The organism is Rhizobium mongolense USDA 1844 (assembly GCF_000419765.1).
Lineage (GTDB): Bacteria > Pseudomonadota > Alphaproteobacteria > Rhizobiales > Rhizobiaceae > Rhizobium > Rhizobium mongolense.
In genome coordinates, this window is sequence record NZ_ATTQ01000007.1 from 219,692 (window position 1) to 240,629 (window position 20,938).

Genomic DNA, 20,938 nt, shown 5'->3' on the forward strand with positions numbered 1-20,938 from the left:
AAGGAACTCTACACCAGCGCGGGTCAATGAGAAATGCATGCAGCCGTCGAAGCCGGAACTGTTTTCCTCAACTAGATCCATCTCCCACGCCTCACTGAGACCCGGCAAGTTGGCGTCCATTTCCTCAGAGTCGGACACCGGGTATCGCGCCCATGCCTCAACGGTCAGAAGTGCATTTCGAATTTGTGTCATCCAAGTATCGCGAGTCCCAGAAAGTTGATTAGCCGAGCAATAACTACTCAACATACTTGGCGTTTATTGTCGAGTGACTTGGAAGTGACACATGAAATATTTTTTGGGGGGTGCGGGCAGCAAGGCGATGAGAAAATGACCAGCCAGCAAATCATTTACGCAGTGCTGTTCTTCTTTTCCGTGTTCGGCTTACTGTTCCTTAGCTTGGAAGTACTTGGACAGTAATTTAACGGCGGGACGAAAGGAGACTGCGAAGGTTGCGGAAGTCCTTGCGGCACGTAAGCTGCAGACGGCTGAGCACTATGCTTCCAAGCAGCGACTTCGAGAAACCACAGATCAGATTATGGACGCGATCCGGATCGGCTAAGTAAGCAGCAGAATTGCTGACAGTCGGGCCCGCCGTCGAGTGGGCCCTTTCTTTTCCGGATCCGCGAACCGGTAATGGCGGAGACCCAGCCGCGGGCCTCCTGTAGCCCGATTGCCAGGTCTCCTGCCGTAGCGGGGAGGGGTGTCCTACGGCCCCATAACGTTGATCGGCTTTCGTTGAGTCGGTCCATTTCGATGAACCGGTAAGGATAATAGCCGGTAAATATCCACCGTATGCGTTTCGATCCGAGGCATCACTACAAGGAGTCTCCTACACCAACTGACGGCGGCTGTTTGGCTATGCGCAGCGGAGGGTACGGCACCTTTCTCGACGATTCGACCTTTTAGTCTGTCGTTTTTCGGGCTACCGCGAGCTTCCCAACGGCCCTGAACGCCCTAACTTCCGGGTTGTAAGAAGGAGGTTGCCATGGCCGACTCTGCCAATCAGACGGTGCCGACGCGCAGAGTGTTGCGCGGCCGGCCATACAGCATAAGCGAATTCGCCCGGAAATACCGTTTGGATGAAAAGGAGGCCAAGCGCCTCTATGAGAAATTCGGACCGTCGGCGACCGAACTCGATCTCCTGATGGCCGCCAAGCGCAAGCCGCCGACGCTGCCCCTGGATTTCGACGCCTGATGAGAATGCGCACTGGGGGCTGCCTTTGCGGCGCCGTCAGATATGAAGTGAAGGGCGAGCCGCTTCGCGCCGGGCTCTGCCACTGTGCGGGCTGCCGGAAGGAGAGCGGCTCGGCCTTCGTCACGTTCGCCGTATGGCCGCTTGCGGCATTCACGCATTCCGGTTCGGTCGCGACATATGAAGGCCGCAGCTTCTGTGCGGCATGCGGCAGTCGGCTGTTTTGTCTTACCGAGAAGGAGGCGGAGCTGCGGCTTGGATCTCTCGATGATGCGCCGATGGAAATCGCGCCGCTCTATGAGGTCTGGATCAAACGCCGCGAAAGCTGGCTGCATCCGCTGCCGGGGATCGACCAGTATGAGGAAGACGCCGGCTAAAAGCGGACTTTCATTACCAAGATTTAATTGCACTTTTTCGTCATTCCGTGCGAATGCGCCCCTTGCGCTAATTTCCGGTTCATCTTCGCTATGACTATCTGGATGGCAAACGGAGCAGGCGCTTCTATTTTTGACTTGAGGGTTTTATGGACGATTCCGGAACCGGCAGGAAGGCTGCAGCAGCCAATACCGATCTTGCTGCCGTCCTGGCGGCCTCCGCCAAGCGCGGCAAGGGCCGCCGCTGGCGCGGCCGCCTTATCGCCGCTGCAGCATTGATCGCGTTCGCTGGGACCGGTGCCTATTTTTACACCGGCCGCAGCGGCAACGGATACAGCTATGCGACGCAGCCGGCAAAGCGCGGCGACCTGACGATTCTCGTGACGGCGACCGGCTCGGTGCAGCCGACGGAACAGGTCGACATATCGAGCGAACTTTCCGGCACCGTGCGCGACGTCAATGTCGATTACAACAGCGAGGTCAAATCCGGCGAGGTGCTGGCAGTCCTCGATACGAACAAACTGGAGGCCGATGTGAAGAGCTCGCGCGCGAAGCTCGATTCGGCCAAGGCGAATGTGCTGAAGGCGAATGCCGATCTGCTGTCGGCGCAGGTTTCGCTGGAGCGCTTGAGGAGCCTCGTCAGAGGCAGCGTCTCGACGCAGCAGAGCCTTGACGATGCGACCTACAAATACGAATCGGCCGCAGCCACGAAGCAGATCAACGAGGCGGAAGTGCTCTCTGCCGAGGCCGACCTGCGGCTCGCCGAGGTCAACCTTGCCAAGGCCAGGATCGTTTCGCCGGTTGACGGTGTTATCCTGACCCGCTCTGTCGATCCGGGTGCCACCGTCGCCGCGTCGCTTTCCGCGCCAGTTCTCTTCACCATCGCCGGCGATCTCAGGAAGATGGAACTGCAGGTTGATGTGGACGAGGCCGATGTCGGCCAGATTGGCGTCGGGCAGAAGGCGACCTTCACGGTCGACGCCTATCCGAACAAGTCCTTTCCCGCCGAGATCGAGCAGATCCGCTTCGCCTCCGAGACGACCAACAATGTCGTCACCTACAAGGCCGTGCTTTCGGTCGACAACGCTGATCTCCTGCTGCGCCCGGGTATGACGGCAACGGCGGATATCACTGTCGAGGCCGTCAAGGATACCCTGATGGTGCCGAATGCTGCGTTGCGCTATGCGCCACCAGAAGCCGAACCGCGCGGCAGCCGCGGCATCTTCGGTCTTTTCCGCCCGCCGCGTATGGGGCCTCGCTCCGGCGGCAACGGCAGTGAAGCGCTCACGGGCGCCAAACGGCGCGTCTGGGTGTTGCGCGAGGGCCGCCAGGTGCCTCTCGTCGTCCAGGTTGGTTCCTCGGACGGTCAGTTCACACAGGTCACGGCCGGTGAACTCAAGGAAGGCGATGCGCTTGTGACCGACGCGACGACACGGACGCGATAGGCGGGCGAACGATGATCAGTCCGCCGCTTCTCGAATTCAGGCAGGTATCGAAGATTTACGGTCACGGCGAGGCGGCGATCCGCGCGCTCGACCATGTCGATCTACGGATCGGCACCCATGAATTCGTCGCGATCATGGGGCCGTCGGGTTCGGGTAAGTCGACGGCAATGAATATCCTCGGCTGCCTCGATGTTCCGAGCGCCGGAGACTACGTCTTCCAGGGCATTTCCACGACCGGTTTCGATCGCAGTCAGCTGACGCTGCTGAGACGCCATATGCTAGGCTTCGTTTTCCAGGGGTTCAATCTTCTCGCGCGGACATCGGCGGTCGAGAATGTAGAGTTGCCGCTGATTTACCGCGGTGTCGCGGCGGGCGAGCGCCACCGGCGCGCCAAGGAAGCGCTTGGCTTGGTCGGACTGACGGGGCGCGAGCACCATAAGACGCAGGAGCTTTCCGGTGGCCAGCAGCAGCGCGTGGCAATCGCGCGCGCGATCGTCACCGAACCAGCTCTGCTGCTTGCCGACGAGCCGACCGGCAACCTCGACACGAAAACCAGCGCCGAGATCATGGATCTGATGACGCGGCTGAACCGGGAGCAGGGCATCACCATCGTCATGGTCACGCATGAACCCGACATCGCGGCCTATGCAGAGCGCATCCTCCGTTTCGTCGATGGAAAGCTCGAAGCAGAGGTCGCGCATCAGGGCGAGGCGAATCATGTTTCTTGAAACGCTGAAACTCGCGCTGCGCGCCATTAGCCGCAACATCCTGCGTTCCTTCCTCACCGTGCTCGGCGTCGTCATCGGCGTTGCCGCCGTCATCGCCTTGGTGACGATCGGCAATGGCACCACCGAGCAGGTCTCCACGGAGCTCTCGCGGCTTGGGACCAACATGCTCTTCGTGCGTCCGGGCCAGTTTGGTCCGGGGCGCGCGAGCTCCGAGGCGAGGCGGTTCACCGTTAAGGATGTCGATGCAATCCGCGATCAGCTAACTGGCCTACGCGCAGTCGCGCCGCTCAACCAGACGACGGCGACAGCAATCTACGGTGGCCAGAGTCATTCGACTACCGTCATGGGCACGACCAACGACTATTTTATCGCGCAGGACTGGGACATAGCCCTCGGCCGCACCTTCGAGGCGGCGGAAGAGCGCGGCCGCGCCCGCTGCATTCTCGGCGAGACGGTACGATCGCAGCTTTTCGGCGCGGCCAATCCAACAGGGCAGCAGATTCGCGTGGGCAAGGTGTCCTGCGGCGTCATCGGCGTGCTGGCGAAGCGCGGGCAATCGGGCATGGGCACTGACCAGGACGATGTCGTGATCATGCCCGTGAAGATCTATCAGCGTCGGATCGGCGGCAGAGCCAACGCCAATGTCCAGATGATCGTCATTTCGGCCCGGGATGGCGTTTCGACCTCCAAGGTTCAGACGGAGACCGAGAACCTGCTGCGCGAGCGCCGCAAGATCATTCCGGGCCGCGAAGACGATTTCAACGTCAACGACATGACGCAGATCGCCGAAGCCATGACGGGCACGACGACATTGCTCACGGGATTGCTTGGTGCTGTCGCCGCAATCAGCCTTCTGGTCGGCGGGATCGGCATCATGAACATCATGCTGGTGTCGGTCACTGAACGCACGCGGGAGATCGGCATCCGGCTTGCGATCGGCGCATTGGAGACGCAGGTACTGTTGCAGTTCCTGGTCGAGGCGGTTGCGCTGTCGCTCTTCGGCGGCATTACGGGCATCGTATTCGGATTAGGCATCGGCTTTACCGCCGTGACGCTCTTGAAGGTTCCCTTCGTCGTCAGCCCGCTGATGATCGCCGTCGCCTTCGTCTTCTCGGCCGCAATCGGCATGATCTTCGGCTATTTCCCGGCGCGAAGGGCAGCGCAGCTGAATCCGATCGAAGCCTTACGGCACGAATGAACAAGGCCGGGTGATGCCCGACCTTGGAACATTCCGTGTGCCGATTGCTCAGAACTTCGGGAGGTCCGGGCGGTTCGCCAGTGCCTTTTCGATTACGTCAATGACGCGCTGGCGCTGTTTGCCGGAAAGCGGCAGGCGAGGGGCGCGGACGCAGTCGTTCGACTGGATCGCATAGACTTCCGCAAGCTTGATTCTGGACGAGGAAGGTCGAGACCATCGAGGTCGAGCAGCGGCCGGAACCAGCGGTAGATGGCGCGCGCTTCATCGAGGCGGCCCGCCTGAACGAGCTTATAGACCGCGACCGTTTCCTTCGGGAAGGCGACGACGAGATCGTTCTTCGCCAGCTCTTCGAACATCGGGATCGTGACGTCTACGCCATAGGCGATTGGATTATTGTAGACCATGATCGGCAGGCCGCCGGCTGCGGCAATTGTCTGGACATGCGTCAGCGTCTCTTCCGGAGCGGATTTGCAAGGCACCGCCTGGCAAGCCCCTGAAGCCGCTCCCGCCGGCCTTTGCTGCGGCCTTGGCGGCAGCGGCGCCGCGCTTTGTCGAGCTTTCGCAGACCGTCATCAGTACTGGCTTAGAACCCGCAGCCGAGCGAGCGATATTCAGAATTCCCAGCGTTTCTTCCGGCTCGAGCGTCATGTTCTCGCCGAGCGAGCCGCAGACGATGATGCCATAGACACCGGCATCGGCCTGGAGCCCGAAGCAGCGTTCCATTTCGGCAAGATCTAGCTCGCCGTTCTCAGTGAATTTCGGCGTTACTGCAGGAAATACGCCGCGCTACATGTTCGTCTCCTTGATCCTGATATATCACAGCAGCTTGCCATCTGATTTGCGCCGTGTCAATATCTGATATATCAGAATTGAAGTATGGACGATCGAATGCAGAGTTCGCAGAGCCATCTGGCCTATCTCGCACTTGAACACGCGATTGTGACGCTGGTGTTGAAGCCGGGCGCGCTGGTGACCGAAAAGCAGCTGATCGATATTGCCGGTCACGGCCGTACGCCGGTGCGCGAAGCGATCCAGAAGCTTGCCTGGCAGGGGCTCATCATCGTCAGGCCGCGGGTCGGGCTGCAGGTGGCGGAGATCAAACCGGACGATCATGCCAATGTCATGCAGGTGCGCAGGGAACTGGAGCCTGTTGCTGCATCGCTGGTCGCGAAGCATGCGACGGACGAGCAGCGGGCGGCGCTGATAGACTGCGCCCGCACAATGACGAATTGCGCGGTCGATGGCGATCTTGCCGCCTTCTTCGCTGCCGACAAGGCATTCGATGAGCTCCTCGAAGAAGCTTGCCCGAATACGTTCATCACCGCGGCGCTCGGGCCTGTGCAGACGCATTCACGCCGTCTTTGGTATTCGACTGCCACTCCGGATCGGATGGACCGCTCGATCGCGCTGCACGTCACGGTTATTCGCGCCATCCAGCAGGGCAAGGTGGACGAGTCGCGGCAGGCAATGGCGGCCTTGATCGAGTATCTCAGCCACAAATGAAAACGGCCCCGTCTCCGGAGCCGTTCAATCAATAATCCAAAAACCGTCAGCCGACGAAGGCGCGTTCGATGACGAACTCGGCCGGCTTGCTGTTGGCGCCTTCTTCAAAGCCTGCCTTTTCGAGCAGTTCCTTAGTGTCCTTCAGCATGGCGGAAGAGCCGCAGATCATGCCGCGGTCGATTGCCGGGTCGAGCGGCGGAACGCCAAGATCGGTAAAGAGCTTCTCGGAGGAGATCAGGTCGGTGATGCGACCGCGATATTCGAAATCCTCGCGGGTGACCGTCGCATAGTGACGCAGCTTGTCGCCGACGATCTCGCTCAGCAGTTCGTCGTTCCGGATCTCTTCTATCAGATCGAAGCCGTATTTCAGTTCCGCGACCTCGCGCGTCGTATGGGTGAGGATCACTTCCTCGTACTTCTCGTAGGTATCCGGATCGCGGATAAGGCTTGCGAAGGGCGCGATGCCCGTTCCAGTCGAGAACATGTAAAGCCGCTTCCCGGGTGTCAACGCGTCGAGCACCAGCGTACCCGTCGGCTTCTTGCGCATCAGAACCTGGTCGCCTGGCTTGATGCCCTGGAGATGCGATGTGAGCGGGCCGTCCGGCACTTTGATCGAGAAGAATTCGAGTTCTTCGGCCCAGGCTGGGCTTGCAATGGAATAGGCACGAAAAATCGGCTTGCCATCGACCATAAGGCCGATCATCGCGAATTCACCGGAACGGAAACGGAATCCCTGCGGTCGGGTCATCGTGAAGCGGAAGAGCCGGTCCGTATAGTGCGTGACGCTCAGCACCGTTTCGGCATAGACATTTGCCGGAACGGCGGAGGCGAAATCTTCGGTCTTTGCTGGAGCGTTCATTCGGTATCGGATCCCGTATTCGTCGCATGATCGGTCTGATGCGAGGCAGATATTACAAATACGCTGGAAATGAAAGGCATTCCATTCTCTGCGACGCTATCAGTAGGAAATATGGATATCATTGTCATGTATCAATACCTGCGCGATATCGATGTTTTTGCGCTGGCGAAGCGAGGCAAAGGATGCATATTAGGCCAAAACGCTGCCGGCAGGTTTTAAGCGGCGGCAGGCGGTACGGGGAAACATGAAGATTTTCAACTACAAGCGCGTTCCTTATGCAGAGATACGCGCCTTTTCCGTCCATATTTTGACGGCGTCCGGCTCTTTCCTCGCATTTCTCGGCGTGGTCGCCGCCGCCGAACACCGCTTCATCGACATGTTCTGGTGGTTGGGCCTTGCTCTGCTCGTCGACGGCATTGACGGTCCGATCGCCCGCAAGGTGCGGGTGAAGGAGGTGCTGCCCAACTGGTCGGGCGACACGCTCGACAATATCATCGATTATGTGACCTACGTGCTGTTGCCGGCGTTCGCACTATACCAGAGCGGAATGATTGGTGAACCCTGGTCTTTTGTCGCGGCCGGCATGATCGTCGTGTCGAGCGCCATCTACTATGCCGATATGGGTATGAAGACCGAGGAGTATTTCTTCTCCGGTTTCCCTGTCGTCTGGAATATGATCGTCTTTACGCTCTTCGTCATCGACGCAAGCGCTGCGACCGCCCTGACGGTAGTGATCGTCTCGGTGATCCTTACCTTCCTGCCAATCAATTTCCTGCATCCGGTGCGCGTCCAGCGTCTGCGGTTCATCAATCTCGGCGTTTTCTTCTTGTGGTCGGCGCTCGGCATGTATTCGCTGCTCATGCACTTCAGCATGCCGCAGTGGGCCATCATTCTCTTCGTGATCAGCGGTGTCTATCTTTATTGCATCGGCGCCGTGCTGCAGTTCTTCCCGGCGCTGGGACGTAGCGAATAGGAGGCGGTTATGACAAAGACGCAGGCGATTGCTTTCAGCCGCAATGGCGGTCCTGAGGTTCTTGAGTATGTCGATGTCGATTTGCCGCCGCCATCCGCCGACGAGGTCCAGATTAGGCACGCTGCAATAGGCCTCAATTTCATCGACGTGTATTTCCGCGATGGAACTTATAAGGCGGCGCATTTGCCGTTCATCGCCGGGAAGGAAGCGGCAGGCACCGTGACGGCGATCGGACCTGGCGTCAACGATTTCGCAGTCGGTGACCGGGTTGCCTATGCCGGTGCCGACGGCGCCTACAGCGTCGAGCGGAATGTGGAGACCAAGCACCTCGTCAAGGTGCCCGACGCGATCAGCCTGGAAACAGCAGCCGCGATGATGCTGAAGGGCATGACCGCCGAATATCTGCTGAACCGAACATTCAAGGTCGGCCCTGAGACTGTTCTGCTTTTCCATGCTGCCGCGGGCGGCGTCGGCCTCATCGCCGGGCAATGGGCAAAGACGCTGGGCGCAACCGTGATCGGTACCGCCGGCTCGGAAGACAAGGTGAAGCTCGCGCTCGAGCATGGCTACGATCACGTCATCAACTACAGGACGGAAAACTTCCTCGACCGCGTTCGTGAGGTCACCGGCGGCAAGGGCGTGGACGTCGTCTATGACTCGATTGGCCGTGATACCTTCCCGCAATCGCTCGACTGCCTGAAGCCGCGCGGCATGTTTGTCTCCTTCGGTCAATCCTCTGGCGCTATTGAGAATTTCACGATGGCGATGCTGGCGCAGCGGGGCTCGCTTTATGCAACGAGGCCGACGCTTTTCACCTACATTGCCGCGCGCGATGAACTGACCGCCTGTGCAAACGCGCTATTTGATATTGTGCTAAGCAGCAAAGTGCGTATCAATATCAACCAAACCTATCCGTTGCGTGAGGTGGGACGGGCTCACACGGATCTAGAAACAAGAAGAACTACGGGAACTACGCTGCTGATCCCATAAACGATCCGGAACGGACAGGTCGGCAGAGGGAAATGAGGGGAACGTGTCGTCATTGAATGCGCTGCCGTCCGGTGCGTTATTGTCGGTCCAGAAACTGACGAAGCTCTTCGGTAGCTTTACCGCCTGCAACGAAGTCGATCTCGATATCGCTCCGGGCGAAATCCACGCGCTTCTCGGAGAGAACGGCGCAGGCAAGTCCACGCTGGTGAAGATGCTGTTTGGCGTTTTGGAGCCGACGGCCGGCGATATCCTTTGGGAGGGAAAGCCGGTTGCGGTTGGCGCGCCTGGAGAAGCCCGCAAGCTCGGCATCGGCATGGTCTTCCAGCATTTCTCGCTCTTCGAAGCCCTGACGGTCGCCGAAAATATCGCGCTCTCCCTCGATGACAAGATTCCGATCGGCCGGATCGCCGAAGAGGCGAGGGCATTGTCGCGCGCTTACGGGCTGCCGCTCGATCCGCACGCCCACGTGGCCGACCTTTCCGTCGGGGAGCGTCAGCGCATCGAAATCGTCCGCGCTTTGCTGCAGAATCCGAAGCTGATCATCCTCGACGAGCCGACCTCAGTTCTGACGCCGCAGGAGGCCGACAAACTTTTCGAAACGCTCTTCAAGCTGAAGGCGGAGGGCCGCTCGGTGCTCTATATCAGCCATCGCCTGGAGGAGGTGCAGCGCATTTGCGATCGCGCAACCGTGCTTCGCCACGGCAGGGTTACCGGCGCCTGCGATCCGAAGCGGGAGACTCCCGGTTCCCTCGCCAGAATGATGGTCGGCTCCCAGGTGCCGAGCGTGAGCCATCCCGATCGCGGCAATGTGGGGGACGTTCAACTTGCAGTAACGAGCCTTTCGGTCGCTCCGCGTACGCCCTTTGCCACACCGCTCAGGGATGTGTCGCTTGCGGTCCGCTCCGGCGAAATCCTGGCGATTGCCGGTGTTGCCGGAAACGGGCAGGGCGAGCTTTTCGACGCCTTGTCCGGCGAGTATCCGGTGGCGCAGCCTGAGGCGATCATGATCCGAAGGAGGCCTGTCGGCACGCAGGGCATCACCGCCCGCCGCCTGCTCGGTGCAGGCTTCGTCCCGGAAGAGCGACACGGCCACGCCGCAGTTTCGGCCATGAAGCTTTCGGATAATGTGGTGCTCGCGCGCAGCCAGTCGGACCGCAAGGCGTTCCTTGGCGGCGGCTTTCTCAAGGTCATCCGGCGCGGAGCGGTGAGGAGTGCGGCAAAACGCATTTCGGAAAGCATGGACGTCCGCAAGAGCGGTGAGGATCCCGCCGCAGGGGCGTTGTCGGGCGGCAATCTCCAGAAGTTCATCGTCGGCCGGGAGCTCGACCGCCAGCCGGCCGTCCTCGTCGTCAATCAGCCGACCTGGGGCGTCGACGCAGGGGCTGCGAGCCACATTCGTCAGGCGCTCGTCGATCTCGCACGCGCCGGGTCTGCCGTCGTCGTCATCAGTCAGGACCTCGATGAGATATTCGAAGTCGCAACCGATATCGCCGTCATCTCGGAAGGGCGTCTTTCGCCGCCGTTCCCGGCCGGTGAACTGACCCGTGAGCGGATCGGCATCCTGATGGGCGGTCTACATGAAAGCGGGCCTGCCGCGGAGACCGCCGATGCGCATTGAACTCGAAAAACGGCCGCAGGTCTCGAAACTCTTCGGGTTCATTTCGCCGCTCCTGGCACTGGTGCTGACGTTGGTTGCAGGCAGCATCATGTTCGCTTTGCTCGGCAAGGATCCGGTCGGGGCGCTGAACGCCTTCTTCGTCGAACCCTTGCTTGAAGTCTGGTCGCTGCACGAACTGGCGATCAAGGCCGCGCCGCTCATCCTGATCGCAGTCGGCCTTTCGGTTTGCTACCGCTCGAACAACTGGAATATCGGCGCCGAGGGCCAGTTCACCATCGGGGCGATCGCAGGCTCGATCCTGCCGATCGTCTTCTACGATTGGCATTCGCCGCTCGTGCTGCCGCTGATGCTCCTCATGGGCGCCATCGGCGGCGCGCTCTTCGCCGCCATCCCGGCACTCTTGAAGGCGCACTTCAATACCAATGAAATCCTGACTTCGCTGATGCTGGTTTATATCGCCCAGCTTTTCCTCGATTGGCTGATCCGTGGTGCCTGGCGCGATCCGAAGGGCTTCAATTTTCCCGTTTCGCGCGACTTTGCTCCGGAGGCGGTCCTTCCGGCTATCTGGGAGGAGTCGGGGCGCGCGCACTGGGCCTTCATCTTCGCGATCCTCGCGGCAATCCTCGTCTGGTTTATGATGCGTTATACGCTGAAGGGCTTCGAGGTCGTCGTGCTCGGCCAGTCCGAGCGGGCAGGGCGCTTTGCGGGCTTCTCCTCGAGGCGGATGATCTGGTTCAGCTTTCTGTTGTCCGGCGCGCTTGCCGGTCTCGCCGGCATTTCCGAAGTGTCCGGTTCGATCGGCCACCTGCAGCCGGCCATTTCGCCGGGTTACGGCTTCACGGCGATCATCGTCGCCTTTCTCGGACGCCTCAATCCGCTCGGCATCACCGCTTCCGGCCTAGTGCTGGCGCTTACCTATCTCGGCGGCGAGGCGGCACAGCTCTCGATCGGGGTGTCCGACAAGGTGACGCGTGTCTTCCAGGGGCTCCTGCTCTTTTTCGTGCTCTCGTGCGACACGCTGATCTTCTACAGGATCAGGATCGTCTGGTCGCGGGTGCAGACAGTCACCGGAAAGGTGGCGCAATGATCTTCGAAGCCATCTTGCTGACCGTCATCACGGCCGCTACGCCTCTCGTGATCGCTGCATTCGGCGAACTTGTGACAGAGCGCGCTGGTGTCTTGAACCTTGGCGTTGAGGGTATGATGATCATGGGCGCTGTCGGCGCCTTTGCGGCCGCCCAGGCCACCGGATCGCCTTATGTCGGCCTGCTGGCCGGTATCGCGACCGGGGCAGTGTTCTCGCTTCTCTTCGGCTTCCTGACGCTGACGCTGGTAACCAATCAGGTCGCGACCGGTCTTGCGCTGACGATCCTCGGGCTTGGGGCCTCCGGGATGCTCGGCGAGAGCTATGTCGGCATCCCCGGTATCAAGGTTCCGCAGATCTACATTCCGTATCTTTCCGACATTCCCTTCATCGGACCGGTGCTTTTTCATCAGGATCTGGTGTTCTATCTGTCGATTGCACTCGTCATCGGAATCAACTGGTTCCTCTTCAAAAGCCGCCGAGGCCTGAAGTTGCGAGCGATCGGCGACAATCACAGTTCGGCACACGCGCTCGGGATCGATGTCATTCGTACCCGCTACCTGGCGGTCATGTTCGGCGGCGCCTGTGCGGGGCTTGCCGGCGCGCAGCTATCGCTCGTCTATACGCCGCAATGGGTCGAGAACATGGCGGCGGGGCGCGGCTGGATCGCGCTTGCGCTCGTCGTCTTTGCGTCCTGGCGGCCGTGGCGGGTGCTTGCGGGAGGCTATCTATTCGGTGCGGTCTCGATCGGCCAGCTTCACGCGCAGGCCTTTGGAATCGGCATTCCGTCGCAGTTTCTTTCGATGCTGCCTTATGCCGCGACTATTGTCGTTCTCATTATCATTTCCCATAATCGGCGCACGACGTTGATCAATACGCCGGCATCACTTGGCAAGGCTTTCGTGCCTGACCGGTGACGCACAACAACAGACGGGTTTCAAACTCCCAACCAACAGGGGCTAAAATGAAGAAACTAGCACTCGCACTTGCGGCAACAGCAGCGCTTGTCATCAGCGTCGGCTCGGCCGCACAAGCCGCAGACAAGACCAAGGTCTGCTTCATCTATGTCGGCACCCGGACGGACGGCGGCTGGACGCAAGCCCATGAAATCGGTCGCCAGCAAGTCGAAAAGGAATTCGGCGACAAGGTCGAAACACCTTACCTCGAAAGCGTTCCGGAGGGCCCGGATGCCGAGCGCGCGATCGAGCGCATGGCCCGCTCCGGCTGCTCGCTGATCTTCACCACCTCATTCGGCTTCATGGATGCCACCGTCAAGGTCGCCCAGAAGTTCCCGAAAGTGAAGTTTGAGCACGCAACGGGCTTCAAGGCAGCGGAAAACGTCGCGACCTACAATTCGCGCTTCTATGAGGGCCGCTACATTCAGGGCCAGATCGCCGCCAAGATGTCGAAGAAGGGCCTCGCTGGCTACATCGCTTCCTTCCCGATTCCGGAAGTGGTGATGGGGATCAACGCATTCGAACTCGGCGCGAAGTCCGTCAATCCCGACTTCAAGCTGAAGGTCGTATGGGCCAACACCTGGTTCGACCCGGGCAAGGAAGCCGACGCCGCCAAGGCACTGATCGACCAGGGCGTCGACATCTTGACACAGCACACCGACACCACGGCGCCGATGCAGGTTGCTGCCGAACGCGGCATCATGGCCTTCGGTCAGGCATCGGACATGATCAAGGCCGGTCCGAAGACCCAGTTGACGGCAATCGTCGACACATGGGGCGCCTACTATACCAAGCGCACAAAGGCCCTGCTCGACGGCACCTGGAAGTCTGAACAGATCTGGGACGGCCTGAAGGACGGCATCCTGACCATGGCGCCCTACACGAACATGCCGGACGACGTGAAGAAAATGGCCGAAGAAACCGAGGCCAAGATCAAGTCTGGCGAACTGCATCCCTTCACCGGCCCGATCAACAAGCAGGACGGTACGCCCTGGCTGAAGGATGGCGAGAAGGCCGATGATGGCACGCTGCTCGGCATGAACTTCTACGTCCAGGGCGTCGACGACAAACTGCCGCAATAATCGCCGGCTTTCGCAGTTGCAAAAGGCGCTCCCTCTCGGAGCGCCTTTTTTTTGCGAGCGATCCTAAAATAGTAATTTACAAAAGTAATACTATATGATTTTTTCACTCCTGCGCCGCGAGGAGCGGCATTTGGGAGAGACAATCATGAAATTGAAAAATGCACTTTTGAGTGCCACGGTTTTGGCTGCCTGCATGTTCGGTTCCGCATCCGCAGCTGAGCTTGTCGTGGGCTTTTCACAGATCGGCTCGGAGTCCGGCTGGCGTGCCGCTGAGACGACGGTGACGAAGCAGGAAGCTGAGAAGCGCGGCGTTGATCTGAAATTTTCGGATGCCCAGCAGAAGCAGGAGAACCAGATCAAGGCGCTGCGCTCCTTCGTTGCACAAGGCGTCAACGCGATTTTCCTCGCTCCCGTCGTCGAAACCGGCTGGGACGATGTCCTCAAGGAAGCCAAGGAAGCCGAAATCCCGGTCATCCTGCTCGACCGTACCATCAAGGCTCCGGATGATCTCTATCTGACGGCTGTGACCTCCGACCAGGTCCATGAAGGCAAGGTTGCGGGCGAGTGGCTCGTCAAGAATGCCGGCGACAAGAAGTGCAATATCGTCGAATTGCAGGGCACCACCGGCTCCTCGCCGGCGATTGCCCGCAAGAAGGGCTTCGAGGAGGCGCTTGCCGGCCACGACAACTTCAAGATCGTCCGCAGCCAGACCGGCGACTTCACCCGCGCCAAGGGCAAGGAAGTCATGGAAAGCTTCCTGAAGGCTGAAAACGGCGGTAAGGACATCTGCGCGCTTTATGCCCATAACGACGATATGGCCGTCGGCGGCATTCAGGCGATCAAGGAAGCCGGCCTGAAGCCCGGCAAGGATATCCTCGTCGTCTCGATCGACGCCGTTCCGGACATCTTCCAGGCGATGGCGGCAGGCGAAGCCAACGCGACGGTCGAGCTTACGCCGAACATGGCCGGCCCGGCATTCGATGTGCTTGACGCCTACCTGAAGGACAAGAAGGAACCGCCGAAGTGGATCCAGACGGAATCGAAGCTCTACACGCCGGCTGATGATCCCATGAAGGTCTACGAAGCCAAAAAGGGCCTCGGTTACTAATTGACACTGTGGCCGCACCTGGTCCCTCATGGACCGGTGCGGCGCTGCCCGTGCGAGCGGGACATCATGTCCGGCAAGTGCAAGGGCATGAGCGGTCATATCTGGAAAATATCGAACCATGATTCACGATTTCGAGAACGTTCTCGTCGCGTCCGGAATATCGAAATTCTTCCCCGGCGCCGTGGCGTTGGACAAGGTCGATTTCACGCTTCGCAAGGGCGAAGTCCATGCGCTGCTCGGCGAAAACGGAGCCGGCAAATCCACACTCATTAAATGCCTGACCGGCGCCTATCGCCGCGACGAGGGAAGACTTGCGCTCGAGGGCAGCGAGATCGACCCCACCGATACGCTGGCGGCACAGAGGCTCGGCATCGGAACCGTCTATCAGGAGGTGAACCTCCTGCCGAATCTCAGCGTCGCCGAGAACCTTTTCCTTGGCCGTCAGCCGCGGCGTTTCGGCATGGTCGATACGCGCGCAATGAACCGGATGGCTCGCGAACTGCTGGCGCAATATGGCTTGGACATCGATGTCACGGCACAGCTCGAGCGCTTTTCCGTCGCCGTCCAGCAGGTGATCGCCATCGCCCGTGCGGTCGATCTTTCCGGCAAGGTTCTGATCCTCGACGAGCCGACCGCGAGCCTCGATACGCACGAAGTCGCGATGCTCTTCAATGTCATCAATGACTTGAGGAAGCGTGGATTAGGAATTGTGTTTATTACACATTTTCTTGAACAGGTTTACGAGATCAGCGACCGCATCACGGTGCTTCGCAACGGCAGGCTTGTCGGCACCCGGGAAGTGGCGGAACTGCCGCGGCAGGCGCTGATCCCGATGATGCTCGGCCGCGAACTGGCGCAGACGGAAGAGGCCGCAAAGGAACGCACGGCCGCTGCGGGCAGCGTCAAATATCGCTTCGAGGGCTATGGCAAGCGCGGCAAGGTAAAGCCTTTCGATCTCGACATTCGCGTGGGCGAAGTCGTCGGCATAGCCGGCCTGCTCGGTTCTGGACGTACAGAGACGGCAGAACTTTTCTTTGGCATAGAGCACGCCGACAGCGGCAGGGCGGTGATCGATGGAAAGGTTGTGGCGCTGTCGAGCCCGCGCGCTGCGATCAGGCACGGCTTCGGTTTCTGCCCGGAGGACCGCAAGACCGACGGGATTATCGGCGATCTGTCGATCCGCGAGAATATCGCGCTGGCGCTTCAAGCCCGCCGCGGCTGGGCAAGACCGCTGTCGCGCGGCGAACAGAATGCTCTTGCGGACCAATATATCAAGGCGCTCGATATCCGCACGACCGACCGCGAGAAACCGATCCGGCTGCTTTCGGGCGGCAACCAGCAGAAAGCCATCCTCGCGCGCTGGCTTGCCACCAATCCTGATTTCCTGATCCTCGACGAGCCGACGCGCGGCATCGACGTCGGGGCCCATGCGGAGATCATCCGGCTGATCGAGGAGCTTTGTGCAAAGGGCATGTCGCTGATCGTGATTTCATCTGAATTGGAAGAGCTTGTCGCCTATAGTTCACGCGTCGTCGTCCTTCGCGACCGCGAGCATATTGCCGAGCTTGCTGGAGACCGCTTGACGGCATCCCACATCATCGACGCGATCGTCGCGGCCGAACAGAAAATGGAGGATGCATGAGTTCCTCGCTGAAGGCGCTTGCCGTACGCCTGGCGCCGCAATTGATTGCGCTGGCCGTCATTCTTTTGTTGAATTTCATCATGTTTCCGCAGTTCTTTAATGTCGTCGTTCAGAATGACCGCCTCTATGGAAGTCTGATCGACGTCCTGAACCGCGGCGCCCCCGTTGCCCTGCTCGCCATCGGCATGACGCTGGTGATCGCGACGAAGGGCATCGATCTTTCCGTCGGCGCCGTCATTGCGATCTGCGGTGCGGTGGCCGCATCGTCGATCGTCTCCGGCAATTCGCTGGCCTACACGCTGATCACGACGCTTTGCGTCGGGCTGCTTTGCGGCGTTTGGAACGGCTTCTTGGTGGCGATCCTGAATATCCAGCCGATTATCGCCACGCTTGTGCTGATGGTCGCCGGACGCGGCATCGCCCAGCTGATCACCGAAGGCGTGATCATGACTTTCAATGATCCGGGTCTGATATTCTTTGGTAGCGGCTCCTTCGTCTTTTTGCCGATGCCCGTCGTGATCTGGCTGATCGCCGGCGCGTTGGTGATCCTGCTCGTCAGGCGGACCGCACTCGGCATGCTGATCGAATCGGTCGGCATCAATCGCCGTGCCAGCACGCTTTCCGGGGTTCGCACGCCCGTTCTTTTGATGGCGGTCTATATGCTGAGCGCGCTCTGTGCGGCGATCGCGGGCATTGTCGTGGCCGCCGACATCAAGGGTGCTGATGCCAACAATGCCGGTCTCTGGCTGGAGCTCGATGCGATCCTTGCGGTCGTCGTGGGCGGTAATTCTCTCCTCGGCGGGCGCTTCAGCATTCTCGGCTCCCTGATCGGGGCGATGATCATCCAGGCGGTCAATACCGGCATCCTGCTGTCCGGTTTCCCCCCGGAGTTCAACCTGATCATCAAGGCCGTGATCGTCCTGATCATTCTCATCATCCAGTCGCCTGCGCTGCAATCCGCCGCAGTCTTCTTCAGCCGCAAGCCGGAAGTCAGAGCGGAGCTGTTGAAATGAACTCGAAATACCTGCCGCTCCTGGCAACCATCGTCATCTTCGTCCTTTCCTATGCGGCCTGCGCGCTGCAGTACCCGAACATGCTCTCCACCCGCGTCGCCGGCAATCTGCTGACCGACAACGCTTTCCTGGGAATTGCCGCGGTCGGCATGACCTTCGTCATCATCTCAGGTGGTATCGACCTATCGATCGGCTCGGTCATCGCCTTTACCGGCGTGTTCCTTGCCGTCGTGCTGCGGGACACCTCGATTCATCCGCTGGCAGCCTTTGCGTTGGTTCTCGCCATCACCACTGCCTTCGGTGGACTGACGGGCGCGGTGATCCACTATCTGAAGATGCCGGCCTTCATCGTGACGCTTGCCGGCATGTTCCTGGCGCGCGGCATGTCCTACGTGCTTTCGATCGACAGTATTCCCATCGATCACGATTACTATTCGACGCTGACCGGCATTTACTATCGCCTGCCGGGCGGCGGACGCCTGACGCTGGTCGGTGGGGTCATGCTGCTGGTTTTCATCGCCGGCGTCTTCATTGCGCATCGCACCCGCTTTGGAGCAAATGTCTACGCGCTCGGCGGCGGCGTCCAGACGGCGGAGTTGATGGGTGTGCCGGTCGGCCCGACGACCATCCGGATCTACGCGCTCTCCGGCTTTTTGGCGGGCCTATCCGGAATCGTTTTTTCGCTCTATACGTCTGCCGGATATTCCCTGGCGGCGGTCGGTGTCGAGCTTGACGCCATCGCGGCGGTGGTCATTGGGGGGACTCTTCTGACCGGGGGAGCAGGATTCGTAGCGGGAACCTTCATCGGTCTCCTGATACAGGGGCTTATTCAGACATACATCACCTTCGACGGGACGCTCTCGAGCTGGTGGACGAAAATCCTGATCGGCCTTTTGCTCTTTGCGTTTATCCTGATGCAAAAGGCGATCCTGTTCTTGTCCAGTTTGAACAAGAGGTACGCCTGACGGAGGACTTGTTGCGCAACCGTTTGCTTGAAACACGAAGGACCGGCCGGAAGACCCGCACGAGCCACGCGCAGGTCGTGGACGAGCTTGGCAAGGCCATCGTCGCCGGAACCTATCCGGTCGGCTCGATTTTGCCCGGTGACGTCGAGCTTGCCCAGCGCTTCAAGGTCTCCCGCACCGTCCTTCGCGAAACGATGAAGACGCTTGCAGCCAAGGGCATGGTTGTCGCCAAGGCCCGCGTGGGCACGCGTGTGACGGAGAAGACCCTCTGGAACATGTTCGACAGCGAGATCATCGCCTGGCACTTCGACCACGGCGTTACCGAAGAATTCCTGCTGCAGCTCTACGACATCCGTCTTGCTGTGGAACCTTTCGCCGCGGGCCTTGTGGCAGAACGTGCAAACGCCGATGACATCGCGACGCTGCGTGCATTGGCGCTCGATATGGCTGCGCCCGGCCACACGACGGAGAGCCTTGCGCTCGCCGACCTGAAATTCCATCTCGCCGTAGCGGATGCTTCCCACAACCCATTCATGCGCACGCTCGGAAGTCTGATCGAGGCGGCCCTCGTCGGCATGTTCCGCCTGAGCACGCCGCCATCGCAGAACGGTTTTGCCAACATCGCCGACACGCATATGCGCATTGTCGATGCGATCGTCGCCGGCGACGTTGCCGGCGCCCGCAAGGCGATGGAAGATGTTATCGTTGAAGGCCGCAAACATGTGCGTGACGCCTATGCGGCGTTCTCCGAGGTTTCCGCCTGATCCAAATTCATCTTTGTCGCCGGTTCGCCTTGCTGCTATGAGGCAGAGCTGAACAAAGGATTCCCGGAGCCTGCCCATGGAACGCACCTGCCTTGCCGTCATTCTTGCCGCCGGCGACAGCACACGCATGAAATCCTCGAAATCGAAGGTGCTGCATTCGGTCGCCAACCGGCCGATGATCGCACACGTCGTGGACGCCGTGGCGAAGGCCGGCATTTCGTCGGTCGCTCTCGTCGTCGGGCGTGATGCCGACGAAGTCTCGAAGGCCGCCAGTATCGGCGGCGTCGCGGTCGAGGCACACTTGCAGAAGGAGCGCCTCGGAACCGGACATGCAGTTCTTGCGGCACGCGAAGCGATCGCTCGCGGCTACGACGATATCCTGGTGACGTATGGCGATGTCCCGTTACAAACCGAGGGTCCGCTGAAGGCGGCGCGCCAGGGTCTGGCGGAGGGCAGCGACATCGTCGTCATCGGCTTCCATACGAGCAAGCCCACAGGCTACGGCCGGTTACTCGTCAAGGACGGCGAATTGATTGCGATCCGCGAGGAGAAGGACGCGACCGATGCGGAGCGCGCCGTCAAATGGTGCAACAGTGGCCTGATGGCGATCAACGGCCGCAAGGCGCTCGATCTCCTTGCGCGCATTGAAAACATCAACGCCAAAGGCGAATACTATCTCACAGACCTCGTCGAGATTGCCCGCTCGCTCGGCGGCCGGGTAACGGCCGTCGATGCGCCGGAAGTGGAAATGACCGGCTGCAACAACAGGGCAGAACTCGCGGCGATCGAGCGTTTCTGGCAGGAGCGCCGCCGCCACGAATTGATGATCTCCGGCGTGACGATGATCGCCCCCGAAACGGTTTACCTGTCGCACGACACCGTCATCGGCCAGGATGCGCTGATCGAGCCGAACGTCGTCTTCGGTCCGGGCGCGGTGATCGACGGCGGCGCGGTGATCCATGCTTTCTCCCATATCGAAGGCGCGCATGTGAGCGTCGGTGCCACGGTCGGTCCCTTTGCACGCCTGCGGCCGGGCGCCGATCTCGGCGAGAGATCGAAGGTCGGCAACTTCTGCGAGGTGAAGAACGGGCAGATCGGTGAGGGCGCCAAGGTCAACCACCTGACCTATATCGGCGATGCGGTCATCGGCGCCGGTGCCAATATCGGCGCGGGCACGATCACCTGCAATTATGACGGCGTTAACAAGCACGAGACCCGCATCGGCGCCAACGCCTTCATCGGCTCTAACAGTGCGCTGGTTGCTCCGGTCAGCATTGGCGACGGCGCCTATATTGCGTCGGGCAGCGTCATCACCCACAATGTCCCTGCCGAGGCGCTCGCTTTCGGCCGGGCGCGCCAGGAAATGAAGCCGGAGCGCGCCAAGGCGATCCGCGAGCGCGCGCAGGCGATCAAGGCCGCAAAGCAAGCCAAGACTGAGTAACGG

At 60.2% G+C, this 20,938-nt stretch carries 19 protein-coding genes and 1 pseudogene; 18 read left to right on the forward strand and 2 right to left on the reverse strand.

Annotated elements, in window-relative coordinates; translation table 11 throughout:
• Positions 1-985 precede the first annotated feature (985 nt).
• The 5 genes from A3C3_RS0115745 to A3C3_RS0115765 all read left to right on the forward strand — a co-directional run bounded on the left by A3C3_RS0115745 (position 986) and on the right by A3C3_RS0115765 (position 4,937).
• On the forward strand, positions 986-1,195 hold the full coding sequence (locus A3C3_RS0115745) for a hypothetical protein (RefSeq protein WP_022715550.1): 210 nt from the start codon (positions 986-988) through the stop codon (positions 1,193-1,195).
• Positions 1,195-1,569: a GFA family protein gene (locus A3C3_RS0115750; RefSeq protein WP_022715551.1), complete on the forward strand. Its 375-nt coding sequence runs from the start codon at positions 1,195-1,197 to the stop codon at positions 1,567-1,569. The genes A3C3_RS0115745 and A3C3_RS0115750 overlap by 1 nt, the downstream gene beginning before the upstream one ends.
• Positions 1,570-1,715: 146 nt before the next feature.
• Positions 1,716-3,011 (forward strand): efflux RND transporter periplasmic adaptor subunit, encoded by a 1,296-nt coding sequence (locus A3C3_RS0115755; protein WP_022715552.1) that lies wholly within the window; start codon positions 1,716-1,718, stop codon positions 3,009-3,011.
• An 11-nt stretch (positions 3,012-3,022) separates the two neighbouring features.
• Positions 3,023-3,739: an ABC transporter ATP-binding protein gene (locus A3C3_RS0115760; protein ID WP_022715553.1), complete on the forward strand. Its 717-nt coding sequence runs from the start codon at positions 3,023-3,025 to the stop codon at positions 3,737-3,739.
• The gene (locus tag A3C3_RS0115765) at positions 3,729-4,937 is read left to right on the forward strand and encodes an ABC transporter permease (protein WP_022715554.1); all 1,209 of its coding nucleotides are present in this window, start codon (positions 3,729-3,731) and stop codon (positions 4,935-4,937) included. The genes A3C3_RS0115760 and A3C3_RS0115765 overlap by 11 nt, the downstream gene beginning before the upstream one ends.
• 48 nt (positions 4,938-4,985) lie before the next feature.
• Here the strand turns inward: A3C3_RS0115765 and A3C3_RS41560 are convergent.
• Positions 4,986-5,723, reverse strand: a pseudogene (locus A3C3_RS41560) (dihydrodipicolinate synthase family protein); the annotation flags it as partial.
• Between the two features lie 102 nt (positions 5,724-5,825).
• On the opposite strand from A3C3_RS41560, the gene A3C3_RS0115780 reads away from it, so the two are divergent.
• On the forward strand, positions 5,826-6,440 hold the full coding sequence (locus tag A3C3_RS0115780; RefSeq protein ID WP_028739690.1) for a GntR family transcriptional regulator: 615 nt from the start codon (positions 5,826-5,828) through the stop codon (positions 6,438-6,440).
• Positions 6,441-6,486: 46 nt separating this feature from the next.
• Here A3C3_RS0115780 and A3C3_RS0115785 read toward each other — a convergent pair whose 3' ends face one another.
• Positions 6,487-7,299 carry a ferredoxin--NADP reductase gene (locus tag A3C3_RS0115785; protein WP_022715558.1) on the reverse strand — a complete coding sequence of 271 codons (813 nt, stop codon included), beginning with the start codon at positions 7,297-7,299 and terminating at the stop codon, positions 6,487-6,489.
• A gap of 244 nt (positions 7,300-7,543) precedes the next feature.
• Here A3C3_RS0115785 and pcsA point away from each other — a divergent pair, with 244 nt between their 5' ends.
• From pcsA to glmU, 12 genes are all read left to right on the forward strand, one after another.
• Positions 7,544-8,272, forward strand: a complete 729-nt coding sequence (gene pcsA, locus A3C3_RS0115795) for a phosphatidylcholine synthase (RefSeq protein ID WP_022715560.1) — start codon at positions 7,544-7,546, stop codon at positions 8,270-8,272.
• Between the two features lie 9 nt (positions 8,273-8,281).
• Positions 8,282-9,262, forward strand: coding sequence for a quinone oxidoreductase family protein (locus A3C3_RS0115800; protein ID WP_022715561.1), 981 nt, complete (start codon positions 8,282-8,284; stop codon positions 9,260-9,262).
• 52 nt (positions 9,263-9,314) lie between these two features.
• Positions 9,315-10,880: an ABC transporter ATP-binding protein gene (locus tag A3C3_RS0115805; RefSeq protein ID WP_022715562.1), complete on the forward strand. Its 1,566-nt coding sequence runs from the start codon at positions 9,315-9,317 to the stop codon at positions 10,878-10,880.
• Positions 10,870-11,967, forward strand: a complete 1,098-nt coding sequence (locus A3C3_RS0115810; protein ID WP_022715563.1) for an ABC transporter permease — start codon at positions 10,870-10,872, stop codon at positions 11,965-11,967. The genes A3C3_RS0115805 and A3C3_RS0115810 overlap by 11 nt, the downstream gene beginning before the upstream one ends.
• A complete protein-coding gene (locus tag A3C3_RS0115815; RefSeq protein ID WP_022715564.1) occupies positions 11,964-12,881 on the forward strand; it encodes an ABC transporter permease in 918 nt (305 codons plus the stop codon). Before A3C3_RS0115810 ends, A3C3_RS0115815 begins: the two co-directional genes overlap by 4 nt.
• A gap of 47 nt (positions 12,882-12,928) precedes the next feature.
• Positions 12,929-14,002, forward strand: a complete 1,074-nt coding sequence (locus A3C3_RS0115820; protein ID WP_022715565.1) for a BMP family ABC transporter substrate-binding protein — start codon at positions 12,929-12,931, stop codon at positions 14,000-14,002.
• 145 nt (positions 14,003-14,147) lie between these two features.
• Complete coding sequence (ytfQ, locus tag A3C3_RS0115825) at positions 14,148-15,110, forward strand: galactofuranose ABC transporter, galactofuranose-binding protein YtfQ (protein ID WP_022715566.1); 963 nt, start codon at positions 14,148-14,150, stop codon at positions 15,108-15,110.
• A 118-nt stretch (positions 15,111-15,228) separates the two neighbouring features.
• On the forward strand, positions 15,229-16,752 hold the full coding sequence (ytfR, locus tag A3C3_RS0115830) for a galactofuranose ABC transporter, ATP-binding protein YtfR (RefSeq protein ID WP_022715567.1): 1,524 nt from the start codon (positions 15,229-15,231) through the stop codon (positions 16,750-16,752).
• Positions 16,749-17,765, forward strand: coding sequence for an ABC transporter permease (locus A3C3_RS0115835; protein ID WP_022715568.1), 1,017 nt, complete (start codon positions 16,749-16,751; stop codon positions 17,763-17,765). Before ytfR ends, A3C3_RS0115835 begins: the two co-directional genes overlap by 4 nt.
• The gene (gene yjfF, locus A3C3_RS0115840) at positions 17,762-18,730 is read left to right on the forward strand and encodes a galactofuranose ABC transporter, permease protein YjfF (protein ID WP_022715569.1); all 969 of its coding nucleotides are present in this window, start codon (positions 17,762-17,764) and stop codon (positions 18,728-18,730) included. The genes A3C3_RS0115835 and yjfF overlap by 4 nt, the downstream gene beginning before the upstream one ends.
• Before the next feature lie 11 nt (positions 18,731-18,741).
• A complete protein-coding gene (locus tag A3C3_RS0115845) occupies positions 18,742-19,494 on the forward strand; it encodes a FadR/GntR family transcriptional regulator (RefSeq protein ID WP_022715570.1) in 753 nt (250 codons plus the stop codon).
• A 76-nt stretch (positions 19,495-19,570) separates the two neighbouring features.
• Positions 19,571-20,935, forward strand: a complete 1,365-nt coding sequence (glmU, locus tag A3C3_RS0115850) for a bifunctional UDP-N-acetylglucosamine diphosphorylase/glucosamine-1-phosphate N-acetyltransferase GlmU (RefSeq protein ID WP_022715571.1) — start codon at positions 19,571-19,573, stop codon at positions 20,933-20,935.
• Positions 20,936-20,938 lie beyond the last annotated feature (3 nt).